Annotated in this window: 18 protein-coding genes, 5 tRNA genes and 2 other RNA genes; 15 read left to right on the top strand and 10 right to left on the bottom strand. The window is 49.8% G+C overall.

Annotated features, from left to right (window positions below):
- Nucleotides 1-76: 76 nt before the first annotated feature.
- From tolA to pnuC, 13 genes are all read left to right on the top strand, one after another.
- On the top strand, nucleotides 77-1,378 hold the full coding sequence (tolA, locus tag LVQ77_RS10380; RefSeq protein WP_232904393.1) for a cell envelope integrity protein TolA: 1,302 nt from the start codon (nucleotides 77-79) through the stop codon (nucleotides 1,376-1,378).
- A 128-nt stretch (nucleotides 1,379-1,506) separates the two neighbouring features.
- The gene (gene tolB, locus LVQ77_RS10375; RefSeq protein ID WP_034458746.1) at nucleotides 1,507-2,799 is read left to right on the top strand and encodes a Tol-Pal system beta propeller repeat protein TolB; all 1,293 of its coding nucleotides are present in this window, start codon (nucleotides 1,507-1,509) and stop codon (nucleotides 2,797-2,799) included.
- Nucleotides 2,800-2,825: 26 nt separating this feature from the next.
- Complete coding sequence (gene pal, locus LVQ77_RS10370) at nucleotides 2,826-3,347, top strand: peptidoglycan-associated lipoprotein Pal (RefSeq protein ID WP_064512605.1); 522 nt, start codon at nucleotides 2,826-2,828, stop codon at nucleotides 3,345-3,347.
- A gap of 9 nt (nucleotides 3,348-3,356) precedes the next feature.
- Entirely contained in the window at nucleotides 3,357-4,151 is a 795-nt protein-coding gene (gene cpoB / locus LVQ77_RS10365; protein WP_232904392.1) for a cell division protein CpoB, read from the top strand.
- Nucleotides 4,152-4,315: 164 nt separating this feature from the next.
- A tRNA-Lys gene (locus tag LVQ77_RS10360) sits at nucleotides 4,316-4,391 on the top strand.
- Nucleotides 4,392-4,405: 14 nt separating this feature from the next.
- A non-coding RNA gene (locus tag LVQ77_RS10355) (RtT sRNA) lies at nucleotides 4,406-4,531 on the top strand.
- Between the two features lie 44 nt (nucleotides 4,532-4,575).
- Nucleotides 4,576-4,651, top strand: a tRNA-Lys gene (locus tag LVQ77_RS10350).
- Nucleotides 4,652-4,666: 15 nt separating this feature from the next.
- Nucleotides 4,667-4,792: non-coding RNA, RtT sRNA (locus tag LVQ77_RS10345), on the top strand.
- A 34-nt stretch (nucleotides 4,793-4,826) separates the two neighbouring features.
- A tRNA-Lys gene (locus LVQ77_RS10340) sits at nucleotides 4,827-4,902 on the top strand.
- A 43-nt stretch (nucleotides 4,903-4,945) separates the two neighbouring features.
- Nucleotides 4,946-5,021: transfer RNA gene (locus tag LVQ77_RS10335), tRNA-Val, on the top strand.
- A gap of 3 nt (nucleotides 5,022-5,024) precedes the next feature.
- Nucleotides 5,025-5,100: transfer RNA gene (locus tag LVQ77_RS10330), tRNA-Lys, on the top strand.
- Between the two features lie 225 nt (nucleotides 5,101-5,325).
- Entirely contained in the window at nucleotides 5,326-6,387 is a 1,062-nt protein-coding gene (gene nadA / locus LVQ77_RS10325) for a quinolinate synthase NadA (protein ID WP_232867031.1), read from the top strand.
- Between the two features lie 100 nt (nucleotides 6,388-6,487).
- Complete coding sequence (pnuC, locus tag LVQ77_RS10320) at nucleotides 6,488-7,204, top strand: nicotinamide riboside transporter PnuC (protein ID WP_232904391.1); 717 nt, start codon at nucleotides 6,488-6,490, stop codon at nucleotides 7,202-7,204.
- Here pnuC and zitB read toward each other — a convergent pair whose 3' ends face one another.
- Both zitB and LVQ77_RS10310 read right to left on the bottom strand, forming a co-directional pair.
- Entirely contained in the window at nucleotides 7,205-8,137 is a 933-nt protein-coding gene (gene zitB / locus LVQ77_RS10315; protein WP_232867034.1) for a CDF family zinc transporter ZitB, read from the bottom strand.
- A gap of 121 nt (nucleotides 8,138-8,258) precedes the next feature.
- Nucleotides 8,259-8,630, bottom strand: coding sequence for a YbgS-like family protein (locus LVQ77_RS10310; RefSeq protein WP_151994519.1), 372 nt, complete (start codon nucleotides 8,628-8,630; stop codon nucleotides 8,259-8,261).
- 325 nt (nucleotides 8,631-8,955) lie between these two features.
- Between LVQ77_RS10310 and aroG the strand changes: the two genes are divergently transcribed.
- On the top strand, nucleotides 8,956-10,008 hold the full coding sequence (gene aroG / locus LVQ77_RS10305) for a 3-deoxy-7-phosphoheptulonate synthase AroG (RefSeq protein WP_232866909.1): 1,053 nt from the start codon (nucleotides 8,956-8,958) through the stop codon (nucleotides 10,006-10,008).
- Nucleotides 10,009-10,071: 63 nt separating this feature from the next.
- Here the strand turns inward: aroG and gpmA are convergent, their stop codons facing one another.
- The 7 genes from gpmA to modE form a co-directional block, all read right to left on the bottom strand.
- A complete protein-coding gene (gpmA, locus tag LVQ77_RS10300) occupies nucleotides 10,072-10,824 on the bottom strand; it encodes a 2,3-diphosphoglycerate-dependent phosphoglycerate mutase (RefSeq protein WP_064512586.1) in 753 nt (250 codons plus the stop codon).
- Nucleotides 10,825-11,033: 209 nt separating this feature from the next.
- Nucleotides 11,034-12,074 (bottom strand): galactose-1-epimerase, encoded by a 1,041-nt coding sequence (gene galM, locus LVQ77_RS10295; protein ID WP_232904390.1) that lies wholly within the window; start codon nucleotides 12,072-12,074, stop codon nucleotides 11,034-11,036.
- Complete coding sequence (gene galK / locus LVQ77_RS10290; RefSeq protein ID WP_232904389.1) at nucleotides 12,068-13,216, bottom strand: galactokinase; 1,149 nt, start codon at nucleotides 13,214-13,216, stop codon at nucleotides 12,068-12,070. Before galK ends, galM begins: the two co-directional genes overlap by 7 nt.
- A 3-nt stretch (nucleotides 13,217-13,219) precedes the next feature.
- Nucleotides 13,220-14,266: a galactose-1-phosphate uridylyltransferase gene (gene galT, locus LVQ77_RS10285; protein WP_232866900.1), complete on the bottom strand. Its 1,047-nt coding sequence runs from the start codon at nucleotides 14,264-14,266 to the stop codon at nucleotides 13,220-13,222.
- A 9-nt stretch (nucleotides 14,267-14,275) separates the two neighbouring features.
- Complete coding sequence (gene galE, locus LVQ77_RS10280; protein WP_232866898.1) at nucleotides 14,276-15,292, bottom strand: UDP-glucose 4-epimerase GalE; 1,017 nt, start codon at nucleotides 15,290-15,292, stop codon at nucleotides 14,276-14,278.
- Nucleotides 15,293-15,527: 235 nt separating this feature from the next.
- Entirely contained in the window at nucleotides 15,528-16,997 is a 1,470-nt protein-coding gene (gene modF / locus LVQ77_RS10275; RefSeq protein WP_232904388.1) for a molybdate ABC transporter ATP-binding protein ModF, read from the bottom strand.
- A 76-nt stretch (nucleotides 16,998-17,073) separates the two neighbouring features.
- A complete protein-coding gene (gene modE, locus LVQ77_RS10270) occupies nucleotides 17,074-17,865 on the bottom strand; it encodes a molybdenum-dependent transcriptional regulator (RefSeq protein ID WP_232904387.1) in 792 nt (263 codons plus the stop codon).
- Between the two features lie 128 nt (nucleotides 17,866-17,993).
- Between modE and LVQ77_RS10265 the strand changes: the two genes are divergently transcribed.
- The gene (locus LVQ77_RS10265; protein ID WP_064512573.1) at nucleotides 17,994-18,143 is read left to right on the top strand and encodes an AcrZ family multidrug efflux pump-associated protein; all 150 of its coding nucleotides are present in this window, start codon (nucleotides 17,994-17,996) and stop codon (nucleotides 18,141-18,143) included.
- Nucleotides 18,144-18,175: 32 nt separating this feature from the next.
- Here the strand turns inward: LVQ77_RS10265 and LVQ77_RS10260 are convergent, their stop codons facing one another.
- Nucleotides 18,176-19,456 (bottom strand): DUF445 domain-containing protein, encoded by a 1,281-nt coding sequence (locus tag LVQ77_RS10260; protein WP_232904386.1) that lies wholly within the window; start codon nucleotides 19,454-19,456, stop codon nucleotides 18,176-18,178.
- Between the last annotated feature and the right edge of the window lie 97 nt (nucleotides 19,457-19,553).

The following is a 19,553-nucleotide window of genomic DNA, read 5'->3' as shown; positions in this document are numbered from 1 at the left end:
AATAATTCATGTTGCAGCCAACGCCCCTGCAACTTGAAGTATGACGGATATATCTTGCTATATTTGGGAACCGATAGTGTCAAAGGCAACCATAGAAAACGATAAGCTCAAGCGCGCGATAATCGTCTCAGTGATCCTGCATATCATTTTGATTGCAATCCTGATTTGGAGCTCGTTTGACGAACACATCGACGCCAGTGCTGGCGGCGGTGGAGGTTCGGCTATTGACGCGGTCATGGTCGACCCAGGTGCAGTTGTTCAGCAGTACAATCGCCAGCAGCAACAGCAGGCGAGCAGTAAACGTGCGGCAGAGCAACGCGAGAAACAAGCGCAACAGCAGGCGGAAGAACTTCAGGAAAAACAGGCTGCTGAACAACAGCGTCTGAAGCAACTGGAGAAAGAACGCCTGGAAGCGCAGGAACAAGCGAAGCAACAAGCAGATCAGCAGAAGCAAGCGCAAGAAGCCGCGAAAGAAGCGCAGGAGCAACAGAAGCAAGCTGAAGCAGCGGCGGCGAAAGCCAAAGCAGATGCCAAAGCCCAAGCTGATGCTCAGGCCAAATCTCAGGCTGACGCTCAGGCGAAGGCTGCGGAAGAAGCGGCGAAGAAAGCTGCTGCAGATGCACAAAAGAAAGCGACTGAGGAAGCAGCTAAAAAAGCCGCTGATGCAGAGAAAAAAGCAGCTGCTGAAGCCGCTGCTGCGGCGAAAAAATCTCAGCAGGAAGCCGAGAAGAAAGCCGCAGATGCTGCAGCGAAGAAAGCTCAGCAAGATGCTGAGAAGAAAGCCGCCGCTGAAGCTGCTAAAAAGGCTGCTGATGCTGAGAAAAAAGCAGCAGCAGAAGCTGCCGCCGCCGAGAAAGCTGCGTCTGAAAAAGCCGCGGCCGATAAGGCTGCTGCTGCAAAAGGTGCTGCTGATAAGAAAGCTGCTGCAGATGCTAAGAAAAAGGCTGCTGCTGAGAAAGCCGCTGCCGATAAAGCTGCCGCTGCGGGCGTTGACGATCTATTTGGCGACTTGAGCTCAGGTAAGAATGCACCGAAAACGGGTGCAGGAGCAAAAGGTAATAGCGCAGCTCCGGCTGGGAAAGGGAATAATAAAAATAATGGCGCTTCTGGTGCTGAAATCAATGGTTACGCAGGTCAGATAAAAGCAGCAATAGAAAGTAAGTTTTACCAGGACCCTGCCTTTAGTGGTAAGACCTGTTCATTGCGCATAAAACTGGCTCCTGATGGTTTACTTCTTGATATCAAATCAGAAGGTGGCGACCCGGCCCTGTGTCAGGCTGCCATTGCGGCAGCACGTCTGGCGAAGATTCCGAAGCCGCCAAGCCAGGACGTTTATGAAGCTTTCAAAAACGCGCCTATCGACTTTAAGCCACAGTAAAATTTTCCTCGCGAAAGCGGGGAAAACTAACCAGGCTGTGTCACAGGGTTTTGGTAGTTTTGTGTATTTGAGTTTGTTAACATTCTGCTAAATTATCGTGGGCTTTGGGTCCAGATAAGGGAGATATGATGAAGCAGGCATTTCGAGTAGCTTTAAGTTTTTTAATGCTGTGGGCAGCAGTACTGCACGCAGAAGTCCGTATTGAGATCACCCAAGGGGTGGACTCAGCACGTCCAATTGGTGTTGCGCCATTTAAATGGGGAGGCCCCGGTGCCGCGCCAGAAGATATTGGTGGCATCGTTGCTGCAGACTTACGTAATAGCGGCAAATTCAATCCACTGGATCGTTCACGCTTACCGCAGCAGCCTGGCTCCGCTCAGGAAGTGCAACCGGCCGCGTGGACTGCTCTGGGTATTGATGCCGTTGTTGTAGGCCAGGTTACACCAAACGGTGATGGCAGCTATACCGTTGCTTACCAGTTGGTTGATACTTCTGGTGCACCTGGTACTGTGCTTGCGCAGAACTCCTACAAGGTGAACAAACAGTGGATTCGCTATGCTGGTCATACCGCAAGTGATGAAGTGTTTGAGAAGCTGACAGGCATTAAAGGTGCGTTCCGTACTCGTATCGCTTATGTGGTGCAGACTAACGGCGGCCAGTTCCCGTATGAACTGCGCGTATCTGATTACGATGGCTACAACACCAATGTTGTCAAACGTTCTCCTGAACCGCTGATGTCACCAGCATGGTCTCCAGACGGCAGCAAACTGGCTTATGTAACATTTGAAAGTGGCCGTTCTGCTCTGGTTATTCAGACTCTGGCGAATGGTGCAATTCGTCAGGTAGCTTCGTTCCCTCGTCATAACGGTGCGCCAGCATTTTCTCCAGACGGCAGCAAACTGGCCTTCACGCTATCTAAAACCGGTAGTATGAACCTGTATGTTATGGACATAGCTTCTGGTCAGATTCGTCAGGTAACTGATGGACGCAGCAACAATACAGAACCAACGTGGTTCCCGGATAGCCAGAATGTAGCTTATACCTCTGACCAGGCTGGGCGTCCGCAGATTTATAAAGTGAATATCAACGGTGGTGCTCCACAGCGTCTGTCCTGGGAAGGTCCTCAGAACCAGAATGCTGATGTGAGTTCCGACGGTAAGTTTATGGTGATGGTGAGCTCCAATAGTGGGCAGCAACACATCGCCAAACAGGATCTGGTAGCGGGTGGCGTACAAACTTTATCGTCAACGTTCCTGGATGAAACGCCAAGTCTGGCACCTAACGGCACGATGGTAATCTACAGCTCTTCTCAGGGGATGGGATCTGTGCTGAATCTGGTCTCAACAGATGGGCGTTTCAAAGCGCGTCTTCCGGCAACCGATGGTCAGGTTAAATCTCCTGCCTGGTCGCCGTATCTGTGATAATAAAATATTAAAGGATCAAAGAAATGCAACTGAACAAAGTGCTGAAAGGGCTGATGCTGGCACTGCCTGTTATGGCAATCGCTGCGTGTAGTTCTAACAAGAGCGCCAACAACGAGAGCGGCGAAGGTATGCTGGGCGCCGGCACTGGTATGGACGCTAACGGTAGCAATGGCAACATGTCATCTGAAGAACAGGCTCGCCTGCAGATGCAACAGCTGCAACAGAACAACATCGTATACTTCGGTCTGGATAAGTATGATGTTTCTTCTGACTTCGCTGCAATGCTGGATGCACACGCTAACTTCCTGCGTAGCAACCCATCTTACAAAGTGACCGTAGAAGGTCATGCGGACGAACGTGGTACCCCGGAATATAACATTGCCCTGGGTGAGCGTCGTGCTAGCGCTGTTAAGATGTACCTGCAAGGTAAAGGCGTTTCTGCAGACCAGATCTCCATCGTTTCTTACGGTAAAGAAAAACCAGCAGTACTGGGTCATGACGAAGCGGCTTACGCTAAAAACCGTCGTGCCGTACTGGTTTACTAAGAGAACTGCATGAACAGTAACCTCAGACATCACTTGTTGAGTCTGTCGTTACTGGTTGGCATAGCGGCCCCCTGGGCCGCTACTGCTCAGGCGCCAATCAGTAGTGTCGGCTCAGGCTCGGTCGAAGACCGTGTCACTCAACTCGAGCGTATTTCTAACGCTCATAGTCAACTTTTAACTCAACTCCAACAACAACTCTCTGATAATCAAAATGATATTGATTCCCTGCGTGGTCAAATTCAGGAAAGCCAATACCAATTGAATCAGGTTGTTGAGCGTCAGAAGCAAATTTTATTGCAGATAGACAGCCTTGGTAGTGGTGGTGCAGCAGCAGGACAAGCGGCTGGTAGTACCGATCAGGGGGCTGCAGCGGCAGCTACACCTGGTGCTGCAGCTGAAACACCAGCTGCAGCAGCCCCAGTGCAAGGTGGTGACGCTAACAGCGACTACAATGCGGCTATTGCCATGGTGCAGGATAAGTCCCGTCAGGATGAAGCCCTTGCTGCATTTCAGAGTTTTGTTAAAAAGTACCCAGATTCAACTTACCAGCCAAATGCAAATTATTGGTTAGGTCAGTTGAATTACAACAAGGGGAAAAAGGATGATGCGGCGTTTTATTTTGCCTCTGTGGTGAAAAATTACCCGAAATCACCTAAGGCTCCAGATGCAATGTATAAAGTCGGTGTGATCATGCAAGACAAAGGCGATACCGCAAAAGCGAAAGCTGTGTATCAACAAGTGATCAAACAGTTCCCAAATACCGAAGGCGCAAAGCAGGCTCAAAAACGTCTGAATGCGATGTAGTGTGTGCGGCCTGACCAGATATTGCTGCTTTTCTGGTCAAGCCGGACAAAACACAAGCCATTAGGTGATCTTGATCGAAATTCTTGTTGCGTCAAAATCTTAAATCAGTAATATATGCCGCCGTTGCCAAGGGATATCAAACAAACCGAAAGTGACACGAAATTGGGGCGTTAGCTCAGTTGGTAGAGCAGTTGACTTTTAATCAATTGGTCGCAGGTTCGAATCCTGCACGCCCCACCAATTTCGATGCAGTTTGAAAGAAGTGAACGTGAAGGGTTTGAACCTGCAGCAGGTTCGAGTTGAGCGAAAGCGAAACAGTGTTGCGTAGCAACGACCCGGAGGGTGAGGCCAAAGGCCGAATCATCCTGCACGCCCCACCAATTTCGATGCAGTAATTATTTGAAGAAGCAGTAAACCGCATAGCGGGGCGTTAGCTCAGTTGGTAGAGCAGTTGACTTTTAATCAATTGGTCGCAGGTTCGAATCCTGCACGCCCCACCAATATTTAAGTAGTGCGAAGTAAGTGAGTCGTGAAGGGTTTGAACCTGCAGCAGGTTCGAGTTGAGCGAAAGCGAAACAACGTTGCATAGCAACGACCCGAAGGGTGAGGCCAAAGGCCGAATAATCCTGCACGCCCCACCACTCCTCGAGTGAAATTAGCAGTAAACCGCATTGCGGGGCGTTAGCTCAGTTGGTAGAGCAGTTGACTTTTAATCAATTGGTCGCAGGTTCGAATCCTGCACGCCCCACCAATATTTAAGTAGTGCGAAGTAGTATGAAGTAGTACCGAAGTTTGGGTGATTAGCTCAGTTGGTAGAGCACCTCCTTTACACGGAGGGGGTCGGCGGTTCGAGCCCGTCATCACCCACCATTCGGGGCGTTAGCTCAGTTGGTAGAGCAGTTGACTTTTAATCAATTGGTCGCAGGTTCGAATCCTGCACGCCCCACCAAATTCAGAAAAAAGCGCCTTTGGGCGCTTTTTTCGTTTCTACAGCCCGAACGATTTCTTCCTTCTGCAGAAGGAAGGCATTGGGCTTAGGTAACTGTAAATTCCTCACGACAATCCCGCCATAATTCGCTATCTTGTTTAGCATACAAAACAACCGTGGCCATTTCTGGTAGGTCTTCGCCAGAATAGTGCTAATTTGGTTAAGTCAGTCAAACGAGAAAGCACTATGAGCGTAATGTTCGATCCAGAAGCAGCGATTTATCCCTTCCCACCTAAACCACAGCCTTTGAGCGCGGATGAAAAGCAATTTTACCGTGAGAAAATCAAGCGCCTGCTGAAAGAGCGGAATGCTGTGATGGTGGCTCATTACTACACTGATCCTGAAATTCAGGCTCTGGCTGAAGAGACGGGGGGCTGTATCTCTGATTCGCTGGAGATGGCGCGTTTCGGAGCCAATCATCCAGCAACCACGCTGTTGGTGGCTGGGGTGCGCTTTATGGGGGAAACCTCGAAAATCCTGAGCCCAGAAAAAACCGTTCTGATGCCAACTCTGAATGCAGAGTGTTCTTTGGACCTCGGCTGCCCAATCGAAGAGTTCAACGCCTTCTGCGATCAACACCCTGATCGCACAGTGGTGGTCTATGCTAATACTTCCGCAGCGGTAAAAGCGCGTGCGGATTGGGTTGTGACTTCCAGCATTGCAGTTGAATTAATTGAACATCTGGACAGCCTGGGCGAGAAAATCATCTGGGCACCGGATCGTCATCTGGGAAATTACGTTCAAAAGCAGACTGGTGCTGACGTGTTGTGCTGGCAAGGTGCGTGTATTGTGCATGACGAGTTTAAAACTCAGGCATTGACCCGCATGAAAGCACTTTATCCGGATGCAGCAGTATTGGTTCACCCTGAATCACCGCAAGCAATCGTTGATTTGGCCGATGCTGTCGGTTCTACCAGCCAACTGATTGCTGCAGCGAAAACGTTGCCCCACAAGAAACTTATAGTGGCCACGGATCGTGGCATTTTCTACAAAATGCAGCAGGCATGCCCGGATAAAGAATTGTTCGAAGCGCCAACCGCAGGAGAAGGTGCAACGTGCCGTACCTGTGCACATTGCCCATGGATGGCGATGAATGGCCTTAAAGCCATCGCTGAGGGATTGGAGCAAGGTGGAGCGGCACACGAGATCCATGTTGATGCTGCGCTGCGTGAGGGCGCGCTGGTGCCTTTAAATCGAATGTTAGATTTTGCCGCTGAGTTGCGACGCAACGTTAAGGGTAATGCGTAAGGATTTTATCCTGTCATATTTGAAGCTGCATCTATGTTGGCTACGTTCACGTACCCTCGATGCAGCTCCAATTATTTTGGGAATACCTTAAGGAGCGAATATGGACTTTTTTAGCACGCAGAACATTTTGGTTCACATACCCATCGGGGCTGGCGGGTATGATTTATCGTGGATTGAGGCAGTCGGGACAGTGGCGGGTTTATTGTGTATCTGGCTGGCAAGTCTTGAGAAAATCAGCAACTACGCATTTGGTTTAATTAACGTCACTCTATTTGCGATTATTTTCTTCCAGATTCAACTCTATGCGAGCCTGTTGCTACAACTGTTCTTCTTTGCAGCTAATATTTATGGCTGGTATGCCTGGTCGAGACAGACCAGTGACAATCAGGCTGCACTCCATATTCGTTGGTTACCGTTACCTAAGGCGCTGGCCTGGATTGTATTCTGCGTCGGTGCTATTGGGCTGATGACAATATTCATCGATCTGGTATTTGCTTTCCTGACTCGTACGGCGGTTTCCGTTATGCAGGCTTCAGGCATGAATGTAACGATGCCTGATCTTCAACCTGATGCTTTCCCATTCTGGGACTCTTGCATGATGGTACTGTCCATTGTGGCGATGATTCTGATGACTCGTAAGTACGTCGAAAACTGGCTACTTTGGGTGATCATTAACATGATTAGCGTGGTTATTTTTGCCCTGCAGGGCGTCTATGCAATGTCGCTGGAGTATTTGATCCTGACGTTTATTGCGCTCAACGGTAGCCGCATGTGGATCAAAAGTGCGCATGAACGGGGTTCACGCGCCTTTTCCTAATCAGTGGTGATGATGAGCATGGCCATGATGGTCATGCTCGTTTAAGTCGCAATCCTGCCCCTGGCAAAGCTGATACTCCATCTGCACCGTCGCATGCTCAATCTGATATTCCTCTTTTAAAAAATGGTGGATGCGTTCTAGCAGAGCATCGTGATCGTGCGGAGGTACCACCTGAACATGAAGAGTCATCAACGGTTTCTCACCAACTAACCAGATATGGACATGATGAACATTCCGTACTTCCGGGATGGTTCTGGCCAGTTTGCGCTTCAGTACCGGAATATCAAAAGCATGAGGTGCGCCTTCGAGAAGTTCATTGACGCTCTCTTTGAGCAAACTCCATGCGCTACGTAACACCAGGCACGAAACCAGGATGGAAAGGATAGGGTCAATAGGTGTCCAGCCTGTCCAAAGAATGATCAGTGCCGCAGCAATGGCTCCTACCGAACCTAACAAATCTCCCAAAACGTGCAGAGCTGCAGCGCGAACGTTAATATTTTTTTCTTCGTTTCCACGATGCAAAATCCAGAACGAAAATAGATTCGCCAGTAACCCGGCAAACGCAATAATCAGCATCGTCCAGCCGGCTATGGGTTGCGGATGATAAAAACGAACTACTGCCTCCCAGACAATCAGAATGGTTATCACCACCAGAGCAATGGCATTCACAAAGGCTGCAAGTGTCGTCAACCTTAACCAACCGAAGGTATGGCGAGTATTTGCTGGACGGCGCGCAAACTGTACTGCCAGCAAAGCCACCAGTAATGCCGCTGCATCTGTCAGCATATGACCCGCGTCAGCGAGCAGGGCAAGCGAGCCAGAAAGCACACCACCGATGACTTCGGCCACCATAAAGATTGCTGTGACGGCAAAAGCCCACAGAAGGCGCCTGGAGTTGGAATCACTCGGGGTATGTTGATGTGTATGCGCCATGGTTCCTCTGTATCCGTAAAGCAACAATGCGCTAATTATAACCACTAACATTGATAACTTGTTGAATAACGCTCATAAAAAAGGAGAGCCTAAGCTCTCCCCTTTATTTTCCGGGCTTAATTTACTGCGAGGTGCCGTCCACTTTCGTGTTCACGTCATCTCCGCTACCGGTTTCTACCTTTTTGTTCATATCCGGGCATTTCCCGTCCTTACACATCGAATTTTTATGGATTTCATCTTTGCTCATCCCATCGTTGGTCATACCGCTGCTGCTGGTTGAGCCATTAGGATGAAGCATAGTGCCGCCATTATTGATATTGCTATTATCGACGTTTTTGGGTGCGAGATTCTGATTCGCGTCGGGTGCAACCTGGCCTGCTTCGGCACTTGCGTTTGCCTGGCCGTTATTGCTCCCGCTGGTTTCAGCGGCCATTGCCAGACTGCTTGCTACAGAAAGGGTTGCTGTCAGGAAAAGTGCAGTTAATTTATTCATTTAATGCTCCTGTTATGGTCGTTATTGCTGGATAACTTCTTCCAACAGTGCACTGGCTTTATTCTGTGCCTGGTGCTTTTATCGGCTAAATATGTCAGCCATGAAAGCCGCATCAGAATACAATTTTGCTAATTGAGTGTTTTTCAGTGTTAACAATTAAAAATTGTAGCGGGAAACCGGGTTTTTACCATTTTTTGACGCTTTTTAGGTCGTTTCCAGGAATATTCTGCCTGAAGTGTAAAAGCCCGTTTACACTTCAGGTCTGAAGCGATAGATTGAAAGGATTGCAACTAAGCTAAATCTCAAGGCCATTCCCGGAAATATCATGAATTATCAGAATGACGACTTACGTATTAAAGAAATCAACGAACTTTTACCGCCAGTAGCGCTGCTCGAAAAATTCCCCGCCACTGAAAAAGCCGCCGCAACCGTATCTGGCGCGCGCAAAGCGATTCATAAAATTCTGAAAGGAAATGATGATCGCCTGCTGGTTGTCATTGGCCCTTGCTCAATTCACGATATCAAAGCTGCGAAAGAGTATGGCGCGCGCTTATTGACACTGCGTGAAGAATTGCAAGGTGAGCTGGAAATCGTTATGCGTGTCTACTTCGAAAAACCACGCACAACGGTGGGCTGGAAAGGTCTGATCAACGATCCGCATATGGACAGCAGCTACCAGATCAACGATGGCTTGCGTATTGCCCGTAAGTTATTGCTGGATATCAACGACTCTGGTCTACCAGCGGCAGGTGAGTTCCTGGATATGATCACCCCGCAGTATCTGGCGGACTTGATGAGCTGGGGTGCCATTGGTGCACGTACTACAGAATCTCAGGTTCACCGTGAGCTGGCGTCTGGCCTTTCATGCCCGGTTGGCTTCAAAAATGGCACTGACGGCACCATGAAAGTTGCGATCGATGCGATCAATGCAGCTGGTGCGCCACACTGCTTCCTGTCTGTGACCAAATGGGGCCACTCTGCCATCGTTACTACCAGCGGAAATGGCGACTGCCACATCATCTTGCGCGGCGGTAAAGAGCCAAACTACAGCGCAGCGCATGTTGCTCAGGTGAAAACCGATCTGCAAAAAGCTGGCCTGCCTGCCCAAGTGATGATCGACTTCAGCCACGCGAACAGCAGCAAGCAGTTTAAGAAGCAGATGGAAGTGTGCACAGATGTTTGCCAGCAAATTTCTGGTGGTGATGCTGCGATTACTGGTGTGATGATTGAAAGTCATCTTGTAGAAGGCAACCAGAACCTGGAAGGTAGCGAGCCGCTGGTTTATGGCAAGAGCGTGACCGATGCATGTATCGGTTGGGAAGATACCGAAACCGTACTGCGCCAGCTGGCTGATGCAGTAAAAGCACGCCGCGGCTAAGTTTTAACGCGATAACAATAAAAAAGGCGTGGTTCTCACCACGCCTTTTTCACATCTAACGAATTACTTCGCTTTACCCTGGTTTGCTACTGCTGCGGCTTTTGCTGCGATTTCATCAGCATTGCCCAAATAGTAACGCTTCAGCGGTTTGAAGTTCTCGTCAAACTCATATACCAACGGTACGCCAGTTGGGATATTCAGCTCAAGAATTTCGTCTTCGCTTAGGTTATCGAGGAATTTAACCAATGCACGCAGGGAGTTACCGTGAGCGGCAACAATCACACGCTCGCCGCTTTTCATGCGTGGCAGAATGGTTTCGTTCCAGTAAGGGATAACGCGATCGATAGTCAGCGCCAGGCTTTCAGTTACCGGCAGCTCTTTATCGCTCAGGCTTGCATAACGTGGATCATGGCCTGGGAAACGTTCGTCATCACGCGTCAGCTCTGGAGGTGTGATAGCAAAGCCACGGCGCCATTGCTTAACTTGCTCATCACCGTATTTCTCAGCAGTTTCAGCTTTGTTCAGACCCTGAAGTGCACCGTAGTGGCGCTCATTTAGCTTCCAGGATTTCTCAACTGGCAGCCATGCCTGGTCCAGTTCATCGAGGATATTCCACAGTGTATGGATGGCACGTTTCAGCACTGAGGTATAAGCAAAGTCGAAAGAGTAGCCTTCATCTTTCAGCAGTTTACCTGCAGCTTTCGCTTCAGTTTTACCTTTCTCAGACAGATCAACGTCATACCAACCGGTGAAGCGGTTTTCGTTGTTCCACTGGCTTTCACCGTGACGAACCAGAACCAGCTTAGTAACAGCCATAGTTTACTCCTTAATAAGCCTGCGATTAATGATAACGATTATCATTATATTGCCGAAAAGGGGCAAGCGGCAATGCTAAACGTTTAACATAGCGAAAAAGAGTGTGGAGTGTAAGGTGGATGTGAATGGTTGTTATATTTTTGTCGCTAAACGGTGGGAAATCCAGCGATCAGGATAAGATTCGCCCTCCATTGTGGAGGGCGAAAAATTTAAAGCGCAATAAACTCGTATTCTGTAATGCTTAAATACTCTTCATTTGGCTGTAACCAGCAATCGGGTTGTGGCCATTCAGGGTGATTTGGGCTGTCCGGCAGGAACTCGCTTTCGAGCGCCAGGCCCTGATAAGCACTATAGGTACCTTGCTCCCTTGCTGGTGTTCCTTCCAGGTAATTTCCGCTATAAAACTGCAGAGCAGGGGCGGTGGTATAGACCGTCATTTGCAGTTTATTATCGCTCGACCAGACATGTGCAGCGGGCAGGCTGGCATCACCTTGCGCCTGCAACAAGAAAGCGTGGTCGTAGCCTTTCACCAACACCTGGTCGTTGTCATGCAGGAAATCATCGGCGATAGTTTTTGCTGTGCGGAAATCAAAGCCTGTGTTCGTAACATCGGCAAGTCCAGCTTGCGGGATACCGTTGCTGTCGACGGGTAAATAGCTATCTGCCAGCAATTGAAGGCGATGTTGACGAATATCGTTTTGCTTACCATCGAGATTGAAATAAGCGTGATTAGTCAGATTTACCGGGCATGGTTTACTGGTTTTGGCACGGAATTCGACGGTGATACAGTTATCTTCGGTAAGGGCATAACGCGCAGTTGCGCGCAACTCACCGGGGAATCCCTGGTCGCCGTCTTGAGAATCAAGTGTATATAGCACCTCATGCTCATTCTGGCGCACAATCCGCCAGCGGCGTTTGTCAAAACCATCAGGCCCACCATGCAACTGATGTGCGCCCTGATTTGCTGTCACTTTAACAGTGACGCCATCGCGCTCAAACTGGCTGTTAGCAATGCGGTTGGCATAACGCCCAACGGTTGCACCCAGATAAGCGGATTGATTCAGATAATCTTCCGGCGTTTCGCAGCCAAGCAGCGTTTCACGCACGCTGCCGTCTTTCATCGGCACGCGGCACGAGAGCAGGGTAGCGCCCCAGTCCATTACTGTGACCACCAGCCCTGCGCTATTGCGCAGGGTGGAGATGCGGAAGGGTTGCCCGTCAGGTGCGAGCTGTGGAGTCTCTTTTAGCATTGACCAGCGCCCTCCGAAGGTTTGCAGACATAGAAGGTTTCTTTGATACCGGTTTTCGCTTCGTACTGTTTTTCGACAGCCTGTTTAACCGTTGGAACCAAATCTTCCGGAATCAGCGCCACGATACAACCACCGAAGCCGCCGCCGGTCATGCGCACGCCGCCTTTATCGCCGATAGTCGCTTTGACGATTTCAACCAAAGTATCGATTTGTGGCACGGTGATTTCAAAATCATCGCGCATAGAAGCGTGAGATTCAGCCATCAGCACGCCCATACGTTTTAAATCACCTTTTGCCAACGCATCAGCGGCCTCTACGGTGCGGATGTTTTCAGTCAGGACGTGGCGTACGCGTTTCGCAACAATCGGGTCAAGCTCATGAGCCACTTCATTAAACTTGGAGAGCTCAACGTCGCGCAGTGCTTTCTGCGTGAAGAAACGCGCGCCGGTTTCGCATTGCTGACGGCGGGTGTTGTATTCGCTGCCTACCAGAGTACGTTTGAAGTTACTGTTGATAATGACGACAGCAACGCCTTTCGGCATCGAAACCGCTTTAGTGCCGAGCGTGCGGCAATCGATCAGCAATGCGTGATCTTTTTTGCCTAACGCTGAAATCAACTGATCCATGATGCCGCAGTTACAGCCGACGAATTGGTTTTCAGCTTCCTGGCCATTTAAGGCAATTTGCGAGCCATCAAGCGACAGGTGATAAAGCTTCTGGAACACAGTACCTACCGCGACTTCCAGTGATGCCGATGAACTCAGGCCTGCACCTTGTGGCACGTTACCGCTAATCACTAAATCTGCGCCGCCGAAGTTTTTATCACGCTTTTGCAGATGTTTAACGACACCGCGAACATAGTTGGACCACTGTTGTGTGTCGTGGCTCAGAATTGGCTTATCGAGCGAAAATTCATCTGTTTGGTTATCGTAATCTGCAGCAATCACGCGCACCAGACGGTCGTCACGCTTCGCGCAACCGATCACCGTTTGGTAATCGATAGCACAAGGCAGCACAAAGCCATCATTGTAATCGGTGTGCTCGCCAATCAGGTTAACCCGGCCTGGAGCCTGAATTGTATGGGTCGCCGGATAACCAAATTGTTCGGCGAAGAGATGTTGGGTTTTATCTTTCAGACTCATTTTTTATTCTCCGGATTGGCGAAAGTGAATATCGGATACGGCACGCAAGCGTTCTGCGGCTTGCTCTGCGGTTAAATCACGTTGGGTTTCAGCCAGCATTTCATAGCCGACCATAAATTTACGCACTGTTGCGCTACGCAGCAGTGGCGGATAGAAATGAGCGTGTAACTGCCAGTGACCATTTTCCTCACCGTTAAACGGTGCACCGTGCCAGCCCATGGAATACGGGAATGAGCACTGGAAAAGGTTGTCGTAACGGCTGGTCAGTTTTTTCAGCGCCAGCGCCAAATCACTGCTTTGTTCGGCGCTAAGATCGGTAATACGCAGAATATGGGCTTTTGGCAGCAGCAGCGTTTCGAACGGCCACGCGGCCCAGTAAGGCACTACAGCAATCCAGTGTTCGGTTTCTACCACCGTACGACTGCCGTCTTTAAGCTCGCGCTGTGCGTAATCGACCAACATCGGCGAGCCATTTTTGGCAAAGTATTCACGCTGCAGCACATCTTCACGCGCCACTTCGTTTGGCAGGAAGCTGTTTGCCCAAACCTGGCCGTGCGGATGCGGGTTGGAGCAGCCCATTGCTGCGCCTTTATTTTCAAAAACCTGCACCCACGGATAGGTTTTACCCAGATCCGCAGTCTGTTCTTGCCAGGTTTTGACCACTTCTTCCAGTGCTGTTACGGAAAGTTGCGGCAGCGTTTTGCTGTGATCTGGGGAGAAGCAGATAACCCGGCTGGTACCGCGAGCGCTTTCACAACGTAAAAGTGGATCGCTGTTTTCAGGCGCGTCTGGGGTGTCCGTCATCAACGCGGCAAAGTCGTTAGTAAAAACAAAAGTGCCGGTATATTGCGGATTTTTATCGCCAGTGACGCGCGTATTTCCGGGACACAAGAAACAATCCGGATCGTGCGTCGGTAATGTTTCCTGTGATGGTGTTTCCTGGGCTCCTTGCCATGGGCGCTTAGCCCGATGTGGAGAGACCAGAATCCATTGTCCGGTTAGGGGGTTAAAACGGCGATGTGGATGATCCACCGGGTTAAACTGCTCCATCACATTTCCTTAGTCTGGATAACCTTGAGGATGGCGAGACTGCCAGCGCCAGGTATCATCTGCCATTTCTTGCAGAGTCCGGCTGACACGCCAGTTAAGTTCTTGATCGGCTTTGGTGGCATCTGCCCAATAAGCGGGGAGATCACCTTCACGGCGCGGGGCGAAGTGATAATTCACCGGCTTGCCGCAAGCGGTACTGAAAGCGTTGATCACATCCAGCACGCTGCTACCAACGCCTGCGCCGAGATTATAAATATGCACGCCAGGCTTGCCTTGTAGTGTTTGCATTGCTGCAACATGGCCATCGGCAAGATCCATAACGTGAATGTAGTCGCGCACGCCAGTACCGTCTTCGGTTGGGTAATCGTTACCAAAGACTGCCAGTGAATCACGACGTCCTACTGCAACCTGCGCGATGTACGGCATCAGGTTGTTGGGAATGCCTTGCGGGTCTTCGCCCATATCGCCTGATGGATGTGCGCCAACCGGGTTGAAGTAACGCAGCAGCGCCACGCTCCAGTTTGGCTGGGCTTTTTGCAAGTCAGCCAGAATCTGTTCAACCATTAACTTGCTGCGGCCATATGGGCTTGCAGGTGTGCCGGTTGGGAAACTTTCAACGTAAGGGATTTGCGGCTGGTCGCCATAAACTGTTGCAGATGAACTGAAGATGAAGTTGGTGACATTAGCCGCGCGCATGGCAGAAATCAGGCGCAAGGTGCCGGTAACGTTGTTGTCGTAATATTCCAGCGGCTTGTTAACCGATTCGCCAACGGCTTTGAGCCCGGCAAAATGGATTACGGCATCAATTTGATGATCGTGGAAAATTTCAGCCAGCAATGCTTCATCACGGATATCGCCGTCAATGAACAGAGGGTGTTTGCCGCCAAGACGTTCAATTACTGGCAGCACACTACGTTTGCTATTGCACAAATTGTCCAGAATGACGACATCGTGACCATTTTGCAGTAGTTGCACGCAGGTATGACTGCCAATGTAACCGCTACCACCTGTTACCAATACTCTCATTTTGCTCTCCATTACGCGTATGGTATGTATTAAACATAGCATAACAGAGATGGCAAAAGTGTGACATGGGATAAATTAGTGGAATCGCTTACACTAGTATTTCAACGGCGGCCTTTAGCAGTAAAAATGATTATAAAACAAATGGTAGCTACGAGGATGTTGCGGGTTGTCTGAAAGTAGGGTGGCAAAACGAAAACGTAGCCACCCCGGCGGAAAGGGCTTTATCTTTCAGGCGCTATAAATCTTCAAACTCGTAGCGATAAGCGTCGTCATTAGCAACGAAAGTCAGCCGCTTAGTGATGCATTCAGGCGCGTCTTCGGCATGGTGAGAGACAAACAGTAATTGCGTTTCCCCTTCACCAATCAAAATATCAATGAAACGACGCACTAACTGGCGGTTTAATGGATCGAGCCCTTGTAGTGGTTCATCCAGAATCAATATCGTTGGGTGTTTAACCAATGCACGGGCAATCAAGGCAAGGCGCTGCTGGCCCCATGACAGACTATGGAATGGCGCATCAGCGATGGCGTTATCCATACCGAGCATGTTCAGCCATTCGCGGGCAAGTTTATGCTGGCGGTCCGAAACAGCCTGATAAATGCCAATCGAATCAAAATATCCTGAAAGAACAACGTTTCTTACTGTGGTGCTCACGCGATAATCCAGATGTAAGTTACTGCTGACGTAACCGATATGCTTTTTGATATCCCAGATGGTTTCGCCGCTGCCGCGACGGCGGCCAAACAGTGTCAGATCGTTACTGTAGCCTTGCGGATGATCGCCAGTTACCAGGCTCAATAATGTTGATTTACCCGCCCCGTTGGGGCCAACAATTTGCCAGTGTTCACCAGGGTTTACCGTCCAGGAAAGCTTGTGCAGGATAGGCCGCTCATTATATTCCACCACACCATCACGCAAAATAATGCGCGGCTGATCGGCAGGCAGAGTGTAACGAGCACTTGGGTCATCAGCTTCTGGCAGCGCAACGCCTGTTAGTTTTTCGCTGTGGGCAAGCTGCGCAATTAACGCCTGTTCCAGCAGTTTTTGTTTTTCGCCCACTTCAATCAGCGCACAATCTGCCAGCACGCCAGCATGCTGTACAAAATCAGGGATTTCATCGAAGCGATTAAGCACCAGCACCACGGTGTAACCCTGTGTGCTTAGTTCACCTAATAGCCCTGCCAATTGTTCACGGGACTGCACATCCAGCCCGTCAAACGGTTCGTCGAGAATAAGCAAATCAGGCTGGGACATCAGCGCCTGGCAGAGCAGCGTTTTACGCGTCTCTCCGGTTGAAAGGTATTTAAAACGGCGAGTCAGTAACGGGGTAATGCCAAAAAGCTGCGCTAGTTTCTGGCAACGGTTTTCATCTTTGACTTCATCCTGAATAATTTCCGCCGTCGTGCGACCCGTGTCGTCTTCGTCCGGGCTCAACAGGTCAGTGTTATTGCGCTGCCATTCATCGCTGACCAGTTTTTGCAGCTGTTCAAAGGAAAGATGAGCAATACGAGAAAACGAGCACTGGCGCTCGCCTTTCTGTACGGGTAGGGAACCCGCAAGTGCGCGGGCGAGGGCTGATTTCCCACTACCGTTAGCGCCCACAAACGCCCAGCTTTCACCGGCGTTAATGGTTAAATCATTGAGGGCCAGAGTTCGGGTATCGCTAAGGTGAAATATCCCTTGCGAAATTTGCAACGTCGACATAGATCATCCCATTTTTTGCAGTCATTAAACTCAGATTTACGGATTGCCTGTCTTGTTGTCAATTCGCCAGGTTTTTTTAGCACAGAGTGGCGATAATCACTCGATCGGCATTAAAAAATGCTATGACTTCAGCACCTTCTACCAGTTTCTGAATTTCCACCACGTTATTCGGAACGGTCGCACATAACGTTTGTCCATCAGGCAATTGCACCAGAACTTCGCTTTGTTCCGCACCTTGCTGAATATTGCTGACAATGCCGGCGAGCTGGTTGTCTGCGTCGCTGGCACGTTTTGTATCGGTGGTGATTTCCACCCACGGCGCTTTAATCAAAACAAGGACTTCTTTGCCTTCGCTCAAACCCAGGCGTTCTGCGCTTTGACGCGTAATTGCTGCTTGCAAACGTGTGGTGCCATCAGCCAGTAAGATATCGACGTGCTGTTGTACTTGCTCGCTGTTGCGATGCAGAACAGTGCCAAAAAGCTGATTACGGGCGCTGGTTTGCAATGAGAATCGTGAAATTGCAGCGAGTAGACTATCGAGTGGTAGCGCGTCATCACGCAGCACATCAAAGGCTTTTTGTTGGATTTGCGCGAGCAGTTCATACAGTTGGATAAGACGTTCACCATAACGTGTAAGTATCGCGCCGCCACCGCCTTTACCGCCTGTTGCTCGTTCAACTAATGTCTCATCGCTTAACTGATTCATCTCATTGATGGCATCCCAGGCACTTTTGTAGCTGATGCCTGCAAGCTTCGCACCCTGGCTAATTGAGCCGGTATGTTGTATTTGTTTAAGTAGCGCGATACGACGTGGATCGGCGAACAGCCGCTGCTGGAGTTTCAGCGTCAGTAAAATTTCAGCTTGCATAACCGCTCCGTAATAAGGAAAACGCCATTTTCCCCTATTGCGCGGGGTTGGGCAAATCGCACAAAAGGAGAGTGCGTTTTTCTGTCAGGTCGTTAGAATAGCCGTTCTCACTTTTGTTGGAGGCATCCATGTTAGAGTTATTGAAAAGCTTGGTGTTTGCCGTGGTCATGGTGCCAATCGTTATGGCGGTGATCCTCGGACTTATCTATGGATTGGGTGAAGTCTTTAACGTCTTCTCAAAAGTCGGTCACAACGACCAACCGAAACAAAACCATTGATTCTCTAACGCCCGCTGATGCGGGCGTTTTCTTTAGAAGTTTAGCAGCGGTAGTACCGCCGGTATCTGCGATAGCAGGTACAACACCAGCCCGATTGATCCCCCAACTAGCGTGCCGTTAATGCGGATAAACTGTAAATCCTTGCCGATATTCAGCTCGATTTGCCGCGACATATCCTGCGCATCCCAGCTTTTCACCGTATCGCTAATATGACGGGTTAAAAACGTGGCAAACTCCGGTGCCATTTTTTGCACCGCTTGCTCCAGATGTTCATTCAGTGAAGTACGCAGCGCACTGTCGGCAACCAGCGTTTCCCCCAGCCACTGCCCGGCTTCTGCAATCCGTTGTTTTACCCGCGAATCCTCTGAGTTGATATCGACTTTCAGCCATTGGCGCAGGTCGCCCCACAACTCACCCAGATAGCGGTTAAACGCCTCATCCTCTTTCAAAAAACTCTTGATGCTGTCTGCTTTTTCCGCCATCTGCGGCGAGTGCTTAAGATTCTCGATAAGCTTTAATGTAGCGCGGTCGAATGCCTGGCGAATCTGATGGCCCTGATCGTGGCTGACATCATCGAGAAACGAGTTCACCGCATTGGAAACCAACTGGGCGCTATGTTCCCCCAGCCATTCTGTCGGCAGAATGCTGGCTTTACGTGGGTGCTCCGTTTCCAGCCAGCGCACAATCTGGTGGGCAATAAACGCCCGCGTACTGTCACGCTTAATCAGCGTGAGCATTTGAGCAATCACGGCGTCGAGCAATTCCTGATGGCGGTTATTTTTGGTCAGACTTTCCAGCAGCAGAGCACTTGAATGCGTTAAATCGACTTTATCAATTGCCTTATGTACCGCCTGGCGGATTAAACGCTGAATACGCGCATCGTCTGTTAAGTCCAAAAACGCGCTCATCACTTGCAGCAAATGCTGCCCAACGCGCTGCGCATTGTCGGGCTTGCTGAACCACTGGCCAATCATATGCGCCGGTTCATGGCGGCGAATCAGCGCTATGAGTGATTGAGTATCAAGAAACTTTTCCTGCACAAAGATGCCCAGGTTTTCACCAATGCGATCTTTGTTACGAGGAATAATTGCCGTATGACGGGAAATAAAAGGAATCGGCACGCGATGAAACAACGCAGTAACGGCAAACCAGTCAGCGAGCGCACCGACCATAGCGGCTTCGGCGATTGCCTTTAAGCCGCTAACCCAGAATCCCGGTGGCAAAAAGAGGGTTATCACAAAAGTCACAGCCGCAATCAGCAGCAAGGAAAGTGCAAGACGCTTGGTGCGTTTCAGTTCAGTCATTTTCTCCATCAACTAAGCATAGAACGGTGAGGACTGAAGCGGTAGGGCAAATTTGGGGTGAGATTCATCTCGATCGATTTCGATTAACTAAATTTCCCACCTCTTC

It is taken from the genome of Buttiauxella cochleicola (assembly GCF_021282435.1).
In the GTDB taxonomy this organism is placed as follows: domain Bacteria; phylum Pseudomonadota; class Gammaproteobacteria; order Enterobacterales; family Enterobacteriaceae; genus Buttiauxella; species Buttiauxella massiliensis.
This window is presented reverse-complemented; position numbering and strand designations above follow the sequence as displayed.

What these genes read in the sequence shown, in the direction of transcription:
- aroG (WP_232866909.1), top strand. Translation starts at nt 8,956, where the DNA reads ATGAATTATCAGAATGACGACTTACGTATTAAAGAAATCAACGAACTT.
- zitB (WP_232867034.1), bottom strand. Translation starts at nt 8,137, where the DNA reads ATGGCGCATACACATCAACATACCCCGAGTGATTCCAACTCCAGGCGC.
- cpoB (WP_232904392.1), top strand. Translation starts at nt 3,357, where the DNA reads ATGAACAGTAACCTCAGACATCACTTGTTGAGTCTGTCGTTACTGGTT.
- galT (WP_232866900.1), bottom strand. Translation starts at nt 14,266, where the DNA reads ATGGAGCAGTTTAACCCGGTGGATCATCCACATCGCCGTTTTAACCCC.
- pal (WP_064512605.1), top strand. Translation starts at nt 2,826, where the DNA reads ATGCAACTGAACAAAGTGCTGAAAGGGCTGATGCTGGCACTGCCTGTT.
- galK (WP_232904389.1), bottom strand. Translation starts at nt 13,216, where the DNA reads ATGAGTCTGAAAGATAAAACCCAACATCTCTTCGCCGAACAATTTGGT.
- pnuC (WP_232904391.1), top strand. Translation starts at nt 6,488, where the DNA reads ATGGACTTTTTTAGCACGCAGAACATTTTGGTTCACATACCCATCGGG.
- galE (WP_232866898.1), bottom strand. Translation starts at nt 15,292, where the DNA reads ATGAGAGTATTGGTAACAGGTGGTAGCGGTTACATTGGCAGTCATACC.
- modF (WP_232904388.1), bottom strand. Translation starts at nt 16,997, where the DNA reads ATGTCGACGTTGCAAATTTCGCAAGGGATATTTCACCTTAGCGATACC.
- LVQ77_RS10265 (WP_064512573.1), top strand. Translation starts at nt 17,994, where the DNA reads ATGTTAGAGTTATTGAAAAGCTTGGTGTTTGCCGTGGTCATGGTGCCA.
- modE (WP_232904387.1), bottom strand. Translation starts at nt 17,865, where the DNA reads ATGCAAGCTGAAATTTTACTGACGCTGAAACTCCAGCAGCGGCTGTTC.
- galM (WP_232904390.1), bottom strand. Translation starts at nt 12,074, where the DNA reads ATGCTAAAAGAGACTCCACAGCTCGCACCTGACGGGCAACCCTTCCGC.
- LVQ77_RS10310 (WP_151994519.1), bottom strand. Translation starts at nt 8,630, where the DNA reads ATGAATAAATTAACTGCACTTTTCCTGACAGCAACCCTTTCTGTAGCA.
- LVQ77_RS10260 (WP_232904386.1), bottom strand. Translation starts at nt 19,456, where the DNA reads ATGGAGAAAATGACTGAACTGAAACGCACCAAGCGTCTTGCACTTTCC.
- nadA (WP_232867031.1), top strand. Translation starts at nt 5,326, where the DNA reads ATGAGCGTAATGTTCGATCCAGAAGCAGCGATTTATCCCTTCCCACCT.
- gpmA (WP_064512586.1), bottom strand. Translation starts at nt 10,824, where the DNA reads ATGGCTGTTACTAAGCTGGTTCTGGTTCGTCACGGTGAAAGCCAGTGG.
- tolB (WP_034458746.1), top strand. Translation starts at nt 1,507, where the DNA reads ATGAAGCAGGCATTTCGAGTAGCTTTAAGTTTTTTAATGCTGTGGGCA.